Annotated in this window: 12 protein-coding genes; 6 read left to right on the top strand and 6 right to left on the bottom strand. The window is 72.0% G+C overall.

The features are described 5' to 3' along the window. Positions 1-28: 28 nt before the first annotated feature. On the top strand, positions 29-781 hold the full coding sequence (locus AC0NZQ_RS21115; RefSeq protein ID WP_474532085.1) for a GAF and ANTAR domain-containing protein: 753 nt from the start codon (positions 29-31) through the stop codon (positions 779-781). 31 nt (positions 782-812) lie between these two features. Here the strand turns inward: AC0NZQ_RS21115 and AC0NZQ_RS21110 are convergent, their stop codons facing one another. Beyond that, positions 813-1,265 (bottom strand): hypothetical protein, encoded by a 453-nt coding sequence (locus tag AC0NZQ_RS21110; protein ID WP_474532084.1) that lies wholly within the window; start codon positions 1,263-1,265, stop codon positions 813-815. 91 nt (positions 1,266-1,356) lie between these two features. On the opposite strand from AC0NZQ_RS21110, the gene AC0NZQ_RS21105 reads away from it, so the two are divergent. Both AC0NZQ_RS21105 and AC0NZQ_RS21100 read left to right on the top strand, forming a co-directional pair. Then, positions 1,357-1,695 (top strand): DUF6221 family protein, encoded by a 339-nt coding sequence (locus tag AC0NZQ_RS21105; protein ID WP_474532083.1) that lies wholly within the window; start codon positions 1,357-1,359, stop codon positions 1,693-1,695. Between the two features lie 371 nt (positions 1,696-2,066). Then, a complete protein-coding gene (locus AC0NZQ_RS21100; RefSeq protein ID WP_474532082.1) occupies positions 2,067-3,107 on the top strand; it encodes an AraC family transcriptional regulator in 1,041 nt (346 codons plus the stop codon). A 4-nt stretch (positions 3,108-3,111) separates the two neighbouring features. Here the strand turns inward: AC0NZQ_RS21100 and AC0NZQ_RS21095 are convergent, their stop codons facing one another. Then, positions 3,112-3,756: a nitroreductase family protein gene (locus AC0NZQ_RS21095; RefSeq protein ID WP_474532081.1), complete on the bottom strand. Its 645-nt coding sequence runs from the start codon at positions 3,754-3,756 to the stop codon at positions 3,112-3,114. A gap of 162 nt (positions 3,757-3,918) precedes the next feature. On the opposite strand from AC0NZQ_RS21095, the gene AC0NZQ_RS21090 reads away from it, so the two are divergent. Continuing rightward, on the top strand, positions 3,919-4,644 hold the full coding sequence (locus AC0NZQ_RS21090) for a S1 family peptidase (protein WP_474532080.1): 726 nt from the start codon (positions 3,919-3,921) through the stop codon (positions 4,642-4,644). Here the strand turns inward: AC0NZQ_RS21090 and AC0NZQ_RS21085 are convergent, their stop codons facing one another. Further along, positions 4,645-5,088 (bottom strand): SET domain-containing protein, encoded by a 444-nt coding sequence (locus tag AC0NZQ_RS21085; RefSeq protein WP_474532079.1) that lies wholly within the window; start codon positions 5,086-5,088, stop codon positions 4,645-4,647. Positions 5,089-5,152: 64 nt separating this feature from the next. Between AC0NZQ_RS21085 and AC0NZQ_RS21080 the strand changes: the two genes are divergently transcribed. Then, a complete protein-coding gene (locus AC0NZQ_RS21080) occupies positions 5,153-6,574 on the top strand; it encodes a 3' terminal RNA ribose 2'-O-methyltransferase Hen1 (protein WP_474532078.1) in 1,422 nt (473 codons plus the stop codon). Beyond that, positions 6,571-9,111, top strand: a complete 2,541-nt coding sequence (locus AC0NZQ_RS21075) for a polynucleotide kinase-phosphatase (RefSeq protein WP_474532077.1) — start codon at positions 6,571-6,573, stop codon at positions 9,109-9,111. Before AC0NZQ_RS21080 ends, AC0NZQ_RS21075 begins: the two co-directional genes overlap by 4 nt. Here AC0NZQ_RS21075 and AC0NZQ_RS21070 read toward each other — a convergent pair whose 3' ends face one another. The 3 genes from AC0NZQ_RS21070 to AC0NZQ_RS21060 are packed head-to-tail and all read right to left on the bottom strand — an operon-like array spanning position 9,112 to position 12,148. Further along, positions 9,112-9,780, bottom strand: a complete 669-nt coding sequence (locus AC0NZQ_RS21070) for a glycosyltransferase family 2 protein (RefSeq protein ID WP_474532076.1) — start codon at positions 9,778-9,780, stop codon at positions 9,112-9,114. After that, complete coding sequence (locus AC0NZQ_RS21065) at positions 9,777-11,126, bottom strand: PIG-L family deacetylase (RefSeq protein WP_474532075.1); 1,350 nt, start codon at positions 11,124-11,126, stop codon at positions 9,777-9,779. Before AC0NZQ_RS21065 ends, AC0NZQ_RS21070 begins: the two co-directional genes overlap by 4 nt. Further along, entirely contained in the window at positions 11,123-12,148 is a 1,026-nt protein-coding gene (locus AC0NZQ_RS21060; RefSeq protein WP_474532074.1) for an acyl-CoA dehydrogenase family protein, read from the bottom strand. The genes AC0NZQ_RS21065 and AC0NZQ_RS21060 overlap by 4 nt, the downstream gene beginning before the upstream one ends. Positions 12,149-12,242 lie beyond the last annotated feature (94 nt).

Genomic DNA, 12,242 nt, shown 5'->3' with positions numbered 1-12,242 from the left:
GCGCGTGCCATGAGAGAGGAACAACCGGGTGCTGGACCATGACCCCACCGGCGGGCCTGCTGATCTGACCGATGTCGGCGCCTCGGCGTTGAACGAGTTCGACGCCCTCGGCGAGATCGCCCGGGCGATGCATGTCCCTTCCGGCGACATCGAGCAGACGCTGCAGGCCATCGTCCGGGCCGCCGTGGTCGCCATCGACGAGGCCGACGACGCCGGGCTGATCCTGCTGGGCCGGCACAACCTCGAGCCCGTGGCCACGACGGGACGGCGGCCCGAGCTGCTCGACGGCCGGCAGCAAGAGGTCGGGGAGGGGCCCTGTTTCGACTCGGCGGCCGGTCAGCAGATCACGCTCGTCGGCGACCTGACACGCGACGACCGCTGGAGCTCGCTGCACGAGTTCGCGGCGGAGATCGGTGTCGCGAGCATGGCCTGCGTCCCGCTGCGGGTCGGCAGCAAGACGACCGGAGCGTTGAGCCTGTACAGCACGCGGGTGAACGCCTTCGACGGCGTCGATCTGCACTACGTCGAGCTCTTCGCCACGCTGGCGGCGCTCGCGCTGGCCGACGCCCAGCGTGCCGATCAGCTGCGCAACGCCATGCAGAGCCGGGACATTCTGGGCCAGGCCAAGGGCATCCTCATGGAGCGTCGCAGGGTTGGTGCCGACGAGGCCTTCGCGCTGCTCTCGACCGCATCCCAGGTCACCAACACCAAGGTCACCGCGGTCGCCGAGCACCTGGTCCGCACCGGGGAGCTGCTGGAGCCCGGCTCGCGCGTGCGCTGACGTCGAGCCGGGGCGAGCCGGTCCGGACGGGCTACTGCTGCTCGCGATGTTTCATCTCGGCCTCCAGCAGGTGGGGTGGTGCGTCGAGGGCCTGCCGGACGTGCTCCTCGGCGGCGCGGAAGACGTCGTGGTATTCCCGGTCGTAGCGCTCGACCAGCTCGAAGGTCCACATGCCGGCGATGACGTCCCGTCCGACCAGGCAGGCCTCGAGATCGTCGGCCAGCTCACCGGCGCCGGCGTCGCGCAGCTTGGCCACTGCCTCCTGCAGCGTCAGATCCGCATTGCCGGAGAGCCGGTGGAAGGCATACAGGTGCCCCCGGGCGTGCTCGGCCGCCTCGAAGGCCTCGCCGAGCTTGCCGAGCGCCTCGACGAGATCGTCGCCGACGCCGGCGGGGCGGGCGTGCACCGGGGGGCGCTCGGGGTGGGCAGCGCGGCCGAAACGGTCGACGAGCGTGGGGCCGGCTGAGGGTCGCGTGGGTGTCATGACCAGAGCCTGCCCCGCTGTCGGAGGTACGCGGTAGGTTGGAAGGACAGGTCGAGACAAGGCCGGAAATCCTGAAAGTCCCGGAGTTCTCGTGCCTCAAACACTTCCCGTACCCGTTGCTACGGACATTATCCGATTCCTGCTCGACCGCCTCGACGAGGACGACGATCAGGTTCGTCAGCTCGCGCGGGACGAGACCCGCAGCGGGGCTCCCGCGGGCGCCGGTCTGCGTTCCTCGGAGCGACTTCGCTCGGAGATCATCGCCAAGCGGCACGTCATCGGAGACCTGCAGCAGCTGCTCGTGCTGCGTGACCTGCCGTCGGAGAAGACGGTGCGCGACGCGGCCACCCAGGCGCTGCGCGCCCTCGCTGCCCCGTACACCGAGCACCGGCAATACCGCCCCGAATGGCGCGCACCCAAAAGACGCTGAGAACGCCGCGAAATCTTCGCGGATCGGACATTGTGGCCTCGAAAACGTACTGATGAGTACGATTTTTCCGGTGGCGCACTATTCATTAGGGCACGTTTTGGCCCGTGGGCGAAAGCGGGAGCCTCGATGCGACCGCTGAGAACTGGTCATCTTGCGTCGTCTGGGGTTCGTTGGCTGGATGTTGAGAAGCGGCTGTTCCCCCGACTGCCGCTGACGGTCCTGCCGGTGGTGCACCGCCGGCAGGACCGCTCACGGGCAGTACCCGTCCGAGCGCCCGGGAGGCGACGATGACGGAGTGGCACGACATGCAAGCCCGGCAGGTCCAAACTGAGGCCCGGCAGGCACCAGATGATGTGGCGGCTTCCAGGCACATGACCGGACTCAAAGACGGATACAGCAACGGATTCGGAAATGCGGTTCGCGAGGACGCCGGGGCGGTCACGCCCGGCGGTGCGGACCGTTTCGAGTACGCGACCGACGACCCCGCGGCGGCGCGGGACTTCATTGCGCGACTGGTAGCTCCGCACGTCCCGGTCATCACCGGTCCGACGGATCGCTGCCGTTTCCGGGTGACGTCGACCAGTCTCGACGACTTCCGGATCCAGTCCTTCGAGCACAGCATGACCGGTCACACGGCCATGGAGCCGGGTGGCTGGGTGATGGTGGCGCACCTGCTCGGCGGCAGTCTGGAGCTCGCCCGGCCAGGGCACACCGTCCGCGTCAACCGCGGCGAGAGCCACCTGTACCAGGCGCACGGCCCGGTCGAGGTCCACTGGAGCGACGCGCGGATCGGCGTCGTCCGGCTGGAACTCTCCGAGGTGGAGAAGCTGGCCACCGAGGTCTGTGGTGTCGACGCCGCCGAGTTGCGCTTCCTCGACACCAAGCCACGCTCGCCCGAGGCGGAGCGCTACTGGCAGTCGGTCGTCCGGATGGTGAACCGCGAGGTGCTGCCGAACGAGTTCGCGGCCCGCAATCCGGTGGTGCAGGCGTCCATCGGACGGCTCCTCGGCGTGGCGCTGCTGCAGACCTTCCCGAACACGGCCACGACGGGTTCGAGCGGGCTGACTCGCACCACCGGCCGGATCCCGCCGGCGGCGCTGCGCCGCGCGGTCGAGTACATCCAGGCCCACGCCGCCGACGCGATCACGATGGACGACATCGCCAGCGTGGCCCGCGTGACGCCGCGCTCGCTGCAGCACGGTTTCCGCCGGATCTGGAACACGACGCCGACGGCCTACCTGCGTCAGGTCCGTCTGGAGCGGGCCCACCGCGATCTGCAGGCGGCGGACCCGAGCCGCGGTGACACCGTCGCGGCGATCGCTGCGAAGTGGGGCTTCGGCAACGTCGGCCGGTTCGCGGCGCGCTATCGCGAGGCCTACGGCCGGACGCCGCACGAGGTGCTGCGGAGCTGAGCCGCTACCAGCGGTCCAGGTGGAGCACGCTCTCCAGCGGCGCGCGCTGGGCCGGCTTGAAGGTCTCTCCGGTGAAGTACGCCGTCGGCAGGAGCGCGCCCTGGTGGACGCCGTCCGGGATGCCGAGCAGCTCGGCGATCTCCCGCTCGCGGGAGATGGTGAAGCTGGTCCAGGCCGTGCCGAGACCGCGACTGCGGGCGGCGAGGGCGTAGCTCCAGGCGGCCGGGAGCAGCGATCCCCAGAGTCCGGCCTGATTGCCCGGCGGCAGCGGCGCACCGGTCTCGATGAGGGCGAAGACGTGAACGGGCACCTCGGCCAGGTGCTCGGCGAGCCACAGCGCACTATCCCCGACGCGGCGCTGGGTCGCGGCCCGGTCCGGATCGTCGCTGTGCAGGTTGCTCGCCGACGCCTGCGAGGCGAAGTAGCGTTCGCCCACCTTGGCGTAGTAGCGGCCGATCTCGCGGCGCAGGTCCGGGTCGGTGACGACGAGCCAGTGCCAGCCCTGCCGGTTGGAGCCCGAGGGTGCCTGCAGGGCAATCTCCAGGCATTCGCGGACGAGTTCCAACGGCACCGGCCGGGTCAGGTCCAGGCGCTTGCGGACCGTGCGCGTGGTGGTGAGGAGCTCGTCCGGAGTCAACGGCAGCGTCATGAGCCCACTGTCGCGCACCACGCGTGAGGAGGCGTGGCCGGGGTGCGACATCGATGAAATTCGGCGCAATGTCCGTATTGCCATGGTTCGGGAGCTGTGTAAGGGTCTGTACCACCTGTTCAGGTCTTCCCCATCGACACGACAAGACGGGACACAGAACGCATGAAGAAGCTCCGGACGATCACCACCGCCGCGGCCACCCTCGCCGCCGCTGGATCGCTCCTGTTCGCCGGCCAGGCCACCGCCACCGCGGCCGCCACGCCGAACATCATCGGCGGCTCGACCGCTTCGGTCGCCTGGGAGGTGCAGCTGCTGTTCCAACAGGGCGGCTCGGGCACCTACGGCTGCACCGGTGAGCAGCTCAACGCCAGCTGGGTGCTCACCGCGAACCACTGCGCCGACGGCACCACGGCGATGAACGTCTACCAGTCCAACAGCACCAGCAACCGCGGAACCGCCCACGCCGTCGACGCGCTGTACTCCGCCCCCAACGGTGACATCGCGCTCGCGCACCTGGCCTCGCCGGCGTCGCTGAGCAGCTACGCGCCCCTGAACCTCGGCTTCTCGCCGCAGTCCTCGGGCACCGGCGTCATCATGGGCTACGGCGCCCGCGCCAACGGTGCCCCGTCGTCCGGGCTGTACAAGGCGTCGGTGAATCTCACCGGGGCCTCCACGGACGCCTACAACGGCACCGCGCAGCACGTGAACGGCATCGACGGCGCCGCCAACCACGGCGACTCCGGCGGCGCGCTGACCGTCAACGGCAGCGTCGTGGCCGTCTGCTCCACCGGTGACGAGGCCGACCCGGGCTCGAACACGAACGCCGGCTCCAACTACGCCGTGCTGAGCCAGAGCGCGAGCTGGATCCGCAGCACCGCCGGGGTCTGATCACCCCGCAGCGAGCATCGTCCCTCGACAGCCGGCGGCCCCGCAGGCGCACGCGTACAGCGCGCGTTCTGCGGGGTCGCTCGGTTCGTCGATGATCAGGCTGTAGTCGATGAGCAGTTCCTCGCCCGCGACGATGGCGCGCAGCGTGCTGATGGTGACCCGCTGGCCGTCGCTCTCGGTCTCGCAGTTCGGCTCGCAGCCGTGGTTGATGAAGCGCGCCTCGTTGCCGTTGGTCCCGCCGTCGATGACGGTGCCGTCGCCGAGGTCGAAGTAGAACGTGTGACCGGCTGTCCCGGCGGCCTCGTGGTCGGCCGTCGCCTGCTCCCAGCTGATGATCTCGCCGGCGTAGTCGAGCAGGATCTCACCGGCCGGGATATCGACCGCGGCGAAGACCCCCGTGCCGTGGACGGGGGAGTCGCGGACCTCGAAACGTGGATCAGTCACGTGTCGATCATGCCAAGCCGCCGTCTGCGGATAACCCCTACGCGCACAGGACAGACTGGGGCGCGTGCTGCTGACCATCTCGACCACTCACCGACCCGCCACCGACCTCGGCTTCCTGCTGCACAAGCATCCGGCGCGGGTGCAGTCCTTCCCGCAGTCCGCGGGTGTCGCGCACGTCTTCTATCCCGAGGCAGGCGAGCAGCGCTGTACCGCGGCACTGCTGCTCGAGGTCGACCCGATCGGCCTCGTCCGCAACCGGCGCAGCACTCCGGATTCCTTTGCGCTGGGGCAGTACGTCAACGATCGCCCGTACGCCGCCTCCAGCCTGTTGGCGCTGGCACTGAAGGACGTCTTCGGCAGCGCGATGGCCGGTCGCAGTCGCGAGCGCGCCGAGCTCGTGACGACCCCGCTGCCGCTGGAGATCACCGTCGCCGCGCTGCCGTGCCGCGGCGGGATCGAGCTGCTCCGCCGACTGGTCGAGCCGCTCGGCTGGGAGCTGACGGCGGACGCGGTGCCGCTCGATCCGACCGTCCCCGAGTGGGGTGACTCGCGCTATCTGCAGGCGACGCTGCGCGGCACCCTCGTGCTCGGTGAGGCGCTGCGCCAGCTCTACGTCCTGCTCCCCGTCCTGGACGACAGCAAGCACTACTGGGTGAGCAGCGACGAGATCGACAAGCTGCTCCGCGCCGGCGAGGGCTGGTTGGCGACCCATCCGGAGCGGGAGCTGATCAGCCGGCGGTACCTGGCGCACAAGGGCGACTTCACCCGCACCGCGCTGGACCGCCTCGCCGAGGTCGACGACACCGACCCCGACGACCTCACGACCTCCGGTGCCGTCGTGCTGGACGCGCCCGACCGGCCCGCACCGCTGGCGCAGCTGCGGCGCGAAGCCGTGCTTGCCGCAGTCCGGGCCAGTGGCGCGACCAGCGTCGCCGACCTCGGCTGTGGCGAGGGTGCGCTGCTGCGGGACCTGCTCGCCGAACGGACGCTACGACGCATCGTCGCCACCGACGTCTCGGCGCGGACCCTGCAGGTGGCCGCACGACGGCTGGGACTCGAGCGCATGGGGGAGCGGGAACGCGAGCGCATCGACCTGTTCCAGTCCGCGCTCACCTATCGCGACGACCGGCTCGCGGGCCTGGATGCCGCCGTGCTCATGGAGGTCGTCGAGCACCTCGACCCGCCCCGACTGCCCGCCCTGGCCCGCAGCGTCTTCGGCCACGCGAGGCCGGGGACGGTGATCGTCACGACCCCGAATCGCGAGCACAACGTGCGTTTCGAGACGCTGCCGGCGGGTCGGCTGCGCCATCGGGACCACCGCTTCGAATGGACCCGCGCCGAGTTCCGCGGCTGGGCCGACGAGGTCGCCGCGCAGTACGGGTACGCGGTGCGCTACTCGCCGGTCGGCCCCGACGACCCCGAGGTCGGAGCGCCGACCCAGCTCGCCGTCTTCAGCCGTTCCGCTGTCGAGGAGGTGTCGGCATGACCCGCGAGATCGGCGTCCCCGAACTGAGCCTGGTCGTCCTCGTCGGCACCAGCGGTTCGGGCAAGACCACCTTCGGCAGGACGCACTTCCGGCCCACCGAGGTCATCTCGTCGGACTTCTGTCGCGGCCTTGTCGCCGACGACGAGAACGACCAGAGCGCCACGCCGGCCGCCTTCGCGCTGCTGCACCACATCGCCGGGGTCCGGCTGGCCGCAGGAAGGCTCACCGTCGTCGACGCCACCAACGTCCAGCCCGACGCACGCAAGAAGCTGGTCGCGCTCGCCCGCGAGCACGACGTGCTGCCGGTCGCAATCGTGCTCGACGTCCCGGCAGAGACCTGCCTGGAGCGCAATGCAGCCCGGCCGGACCGGGACTTCCCGGCCGCGGTGATCCGTCGCCAGCGCGATCAGCTGCGGCGCGGCCTGCGCAGCCTGTCCCGGGAGGGGTTCCGCACCGTCCACACCCTGCCCGCCGACGAGATCGACGACGTCCGAGTGGTCCGGCAGCGGCTTTACACCGACAAGCGGGACGAGCACGGCCCCTTCGACGTCATCGGCGACGTCCACGGCTGCCGTGCCGAGCTCGAGGCGCTGCTCGCCGAGCTCGGCTACGGGCTGCGGCGCGACGCCGAGGGTCGCGCCGTCGGCGCCCACCACGAGAGCCGACGCGCGATCTTCGTCGGCGACCTCGTGGACCGCGGCCCGGACACGCCGGGCGTGCTGCGCCTCGTCATGGGCATGGTCGCCGACGGTGACGCCCACTGCGTCTCGGGCAATCACGAGGCCAAACTGCTCAAGGCGCTGCGTGGCCGGAAGGTGACGGCCTCGCACGGGCTGGCCGAGTCGCTCGCGCAGCTGGCCGGTGAGTCCGCGGACTTCCGCGAGCGCCTGGAACCGTTCCTCGACAGCCTGCTGAGCCACTACGTCCTCGACGACGGCCGCCTCGTCGTCGCCCACGCCGGCCTGATCGAGAAGTACCAGGGCCGCGCCTCCGGACGGGTCCGCTCGTTCTGCCTCTACGGCGAGACAACCGGCGAGACCGACGAGTACGGCCTGCCGGTGCGTTATCCCTGGGCCGAGGAGTACCGGGGTCGGGCGATGGTGCTCTACGGCCACACGCCGGTGCCCGAGACGCAGTGGATCAACAACACCTTGTGCCTGGACACCGGCTGCGTCTTCGGCGGCCGGCTCACCGCGCTGCGCTACCCCGAGCGGGAGGTCGTCTCCGTCCCGGCAGCGGCGGTCCACTACGAGCCGGTGAAGCCGTTCCCGACCGATGCATCCGTTGCCTCCGGGCGGCACGCCTCCGACCTGCACCTGAGCGACGTCACCGGCAGCCGGGTCATCGAGACCCGCTACCAGCGGCGCATCGGCGTCCGGGAGGAGAACGCCGCCGCGGCCTTGGAGATCATGAGTCGCTTCGCCGTCGACCCCCGCTGGCTGGCTTACCTGCCGCCGACGATGGCGCCGGTGGCGACGTCCACGCTGCCGGGCCTGCTGGAGCATCCCGCGCAGGCGTTCGACTCCTTCCGGGCCGACGGCGTCGCCGAGGTCGTCTGCGAGGAGAAGCACATGGGGTCGCGCGCCGTCGCCCTGATCGGGCGCGACGAGCAGGCGATCCGGGAGCGCTTCGGCATCGAGGGCCTCGGCCAGGTGTGGACACGTACCGGCCGCGCCTTCTTCGATGACATGCTCACCGCCGAGCTGGTCGACCGGCTGCGGACGGCGGCGGCGCGGGCGGGGCTCTTCGACGAGCTGGACACTGGCTGGCTGCTGCTCGACGCCGAGTTGCTGCCCTGGTCGGCCAAGGCCGGACAGCTGCTGCGCGACCAGTACGCCGCGGTGGGTGCTGCCGCCCGCGCCGCGCTGCCGTCGGCAGTGGCCGTCCTCGAGCAGGCGGCGGCCCACGGGCTGGATGTCGGCGAGCTGCATGAGCGCACGCTGTCCCGTGCCGCGAACGCCGAGGCGTACACCGCCGCGTACTGGCGGTACTGCTGGCCCACCGACGGGCTCACCGGCGTGCGGCTCGCTCCGTTCCAGGTGCTGGCCACCGAGGGCCGGGCGCACCAAACCGAGCCGCACCGCTGGCACCTGGAGCTCGCCGACCGGCTCGTCGCCGCAGCGCCGGAGTTGCTCGCCCCGACGCGACGACTGGCGGTCGACACCACCGACGACGCCTCCACCGCAGCCGGGACGCGGTGGTGGACCGAACTCACCGGTGCCGGCGGCGAGGGCATGGTGGTCAAGCCCGCGGCCAATCTCGTCCGGGGGCCGAAGGGTCTCGTCCAGCCAGGGTTGAAGGTGCGTGGGCCGGAGTACCTGCGCATCATCTACGGCCCCGACTACACCGAGCCGCGGCACCTGGAGCGGCTGCGGTCGCGAGGGCTCGGGCACAAGCGCTCGCTGGCGCAGCGTGAGTACGCGCTGGGGCTCGAGGCGCTGGACCGTCTTGCGAACGGCGAACCGCTGTGGCGCGTGCACGAGTGCGTCTTCGCCGTCCTCGCGCTGGAGTCCGAACCGGTCGATCCGCGGTTGTGATCACCCGTCCAGGGCACGGACGTAGGTGCTGAAGCCGTGCGGCACCCGGCTGGTGCGGCGCGCGCTGGTGAGGACGGGGAGGGCGGCGGTGCTGTGGACGCGCAGCCCCGCCGCGCGGGCCCGGTCGGCGAGGTCCACGTCCTCACCGGTGGGCAGCGCCTGCCAGCCACCGAGCGCGCGGTAGGCGCCCGCGGTGATCGCGAGGTTGGCGCCGTGGACGTAGGGGTGGCCGTCGGTCAGCTCGTGCCGGGCGTACCAGGCGTCGCGGGCGGCGTCGTGCAGGGTGTCGTCGGGGACGACGGTGCCGAGCACCACGTCGGCCCGCTGCAGGATCCGCCACAGGCCGACGAGCCAGTCGGCGGGCACCCGCGAATCGGCGTCCGTGCTCGCGAGCACCGCGTCGTCCGGCAGGCCGTGCAGTGCCTGCTCGGCGCCCAGCGCCCGGGTACGGCCGACGCAGCGGCAGGAGGTCTCCACGGCGATCACCCCGGTGTGGCCGCGCACGATCTCGGCGGTGCGGTCGCGGCAGCCGTCCTGGACCACCACGATCCGCACCGGGACGGGGCCCTCGGCGTCGTGCAGCCGCGCCACGGCGACGGCGACGGCGTCCAAGCAGCCGCCGATGACGGCCTCCTCGTCGGCGGCGGGGACCACGACCGCGATGCTCATGCGATGCCGTCCGTCTCGGCGACCGAGCGGCCGACCCGGCTCCAGACATCGAGGACGAAGTCGCCCTCGGTGTGGTGGACGAGCCGGTGCAGCCCGGCGCCGACGGCGGCGTGGACCTCCTCGGCGCGGTGAGGGTGGTCGGCGGCGTCGCGTCGCCAGTGGCAGGCGAGCAGGACGCCGTCGTCGGTGAGCGAGTCGCGCACCCGCGCGGCGAGCAGCTCGAGATCCTCGCAGTAGTAGCCCACCTCGCTGAGGACGATGAGCTCGAAATGGCCCGGCGGCCACTGCTCGGGGATCCGTCCGGCCTCGACGCTGACGTTGTCGTATGCCTCGAGCCGGCGCCGGGCGTTCTCCCGGGCGGCGTCGGCGAGGTCCCAGGCAACGAGCTCGTCGGTGCGCTCGGCCAGCCGGGCCGTCAACGCGCCGGTGGCGCAGCCGGGCTCGAAGCTGCGACGGAAGCGCCACCGCGGCAGCGCGGCGAGCAGCACCTCGCGCTTGCGTCGCTCGTAGAAGCGCTCGTCCAGTCCCCAGGGATCCTCCGAGCCCGCGTAGAGGGCGTCGAAGTAGGCGCCGCGGGAGGCCGCGGGTGCGGCGACGAAGCACTCGAAGGGCCGGTCGAAGTGGCTGAGCACAGCGGGGGTCAGGATGGCCTCGTCGCCCGGCCGCTGCGACAGCGCGGCGTGCTGACTGCGGTACTCGGCCAGCGCCGCGGTCTTGGCCTCACGGTCGGCGTCGGTGAGCGGCAGGATCCGGCAGCGGCTCCGCGGCAGGTCGTCGCCGGTCGGATCGCCCCAGTGCCAGAACCAGATCGGGTATTCCCACAGCTCGGCCTGGGTCGCCTGGGCGACCCGCGCCGCCGATCGCGCGCAGGCCTCGTGGTCGGGGTGGCCGTCGGCGCGATAGGGCGCGACGACCCGGACATCGGCCGAGGTGACGAAGGTCCGCAAGGCGGCGTCGAGGGCGCCCGGATAGTCGGCGAGGCGTCCGTCGGGCAGGCCGAGCCAGCGGACCGTCGCCTGCGGGGCGAGCTGGGCGACAGCCGCCGTCACCTCGGCGCGGCGGATCTCGGCCAGCCGGGCCGGGGTGTGGGTGGGGGAGAGCGGATGGGACGCCTCGCCGTCGCTGGCCACCAGCACGGTGACGGCGGCACCCGCCCGGGCAGAGGCGGTGATGAGACCCCCGGCGCCGAGGGTCTCGTCGTCGGGGTGAGCAGCGAGGACGACCAGCGGCCGCTGGCACGCCGAGACATGCGCGACGCCCTGCAGCAGGGGCGCCCAGGATGCCTCGGCGGTCCCGGTGTCGCGGTGGTCGAAGGCGGCTCCGTCGGAGTCCCGGCCGGGGTTCACGCCGGCTCCGCCAGCAGTGCGCCCAGCTCGGCGAGGTCGTTCTCGGCGTGGTGCTGGCGGACGTAGACGCTGAGGTCGGCGACCCGCCGGGCGTGCTCCTCGTCGAAGGCCAGCGGGGCGGGTCCGAGCGCGTGGAAGGCGTGACGCAGCACGGACTCGACGGCATCGGCCACCACGGAGCGCACCTGCAGCGCCAGCAGCCGACCGTCCCGCCCGGTGGCGCTGCCCTCAACCATCCGGGCAGCGGCATCCCGGAGGGTGGCGCGGGCAGCGTGCAGCGCAACGTCGGCGGCGCCCAGGTGCATCCGGACGATCGGGTCGTCTCGCCGCCGGGCACGGTCCCGCAGCGCGTCGGCGACCCCGACCGCCCCGCCGAACCAGCAGGCGGCGACGCCGAGCCCGCCGTAGCTGAAACCGGCCCGTTCGAGATACCACCCCGGCGCACCCACCGGCTGTGCCGGGACGCCGTCGAAGTCCACGGGCGCGCTCGTCACCGCCCGCAGCCCGCGGGAGACCCAGCCCTCGGCGGGATGCGGTCGGACACCGGGTTGCCGGAGCAGCACCCGGAACAGCTGCCGTCCCGCCGCCGTGTGGGCCGTGACCAGGGCGGCGTCGAGGCAGGACGCGAGCGAGCACCAGGCTTTGGTGCCGTGGAGCGTGACGCTGTCGCCGGGACCCTCGGCCGGTCGGGCGTCGAGCCGGACGCCGGGCGCCTCGGCGGCGAAGACACCCCAGGTCAGCTCCGGGTCGGCCGGTGTCCCGGCCTCGTTGAGGATGGCCAGCGCGTCGGCATGGGCCTCCAGCACGCGGGCGACGGTGAGGTTGGCGGCGGCGATGTCGGCGAGCAGGCTCCAGCGCTGCAGCGTGCCGCTGCCCGGCGGGGGCAGCGTCGCGCCGAGCCGGCGGGCGAGGTCGAGAGCGCCGGGGATGTCCTCACCGAGGGCGACGGCCGTGGCAACGGCGTCCCGGGTGCCGGCGGGTGCCTGGCCGAGAGTGTCCTGCTGCCGGGGTTCGGCGGTCATACCGAGCGGTTACCCCGGCGCGCAACGGCGTAACGACGGCCCTTGACCCCGGCGGTACGGCTACGTACCGTCGACGGGGTACACCGCCGTACCA

The sequence above is a fragment of the Jatrophihabitans sp. sgz311053 genome (assembly GCF_056135305.1).
Note: the sequence above shows the minus strand (reverse complement) of the source record. Positions and strands in the feature narration are given on the sequence as shown.

Bases quoted from the DNA above. Each gene is read 5' to 3' on its own strand.
- AC0NZQ_RS21060 (WP_474532074.1), bottom strand. From the start codon at position 12,148: ATGACCGCCGAACCCCGGCAGCAGGACACTCTCGGCCAGGCACCCGCC.
- AC0NZQ_RS21110 (WP_474532084.1), bottom strand. From the start codon at position 1,265: ATGACACCCACGCGACCCTCAGCCGGCCCCACGCTCGTCGACCGTTTC.
- AC0NZQ_RS21100 (WP_474532082.1), top strand. From the start codon at position 2,067: ATGACCGGACTCAAAGACGGATACAGCAACGGATTCGGAAATGCGGTT.
- AC0NZQ_RS21075 (WP_474532077.1), top strand. From the start codon at position 6,571: ATGACCCGCGAGATCGGCGTCCCCGAACTGAGCCTGGTCGTCCTCGTC.
- AC0NZQ_RS21090 (WP_474532080.1), top strand. From the start codon at position 3,919: ATGAAGAAGCTCCGGACGATCACCACCGCCGCGGCCACCCTCGCCGCC.
- AC0NZQ_RS21070 (WP_474532076.1), bottom strand. From the start codon at position 9,780: ATGAGCATCGCGGTCGTGGTCCCCGCCGCCGACGAGGAGGCCGTCATC.
- AC0NZQ_RS21095 (WP_474532081.1), bottom strand. From the start codon at position 3,756: ATGACGCTGCCGTTGACTCCGGACGAGCTCCTCACCACCACGCGCACG.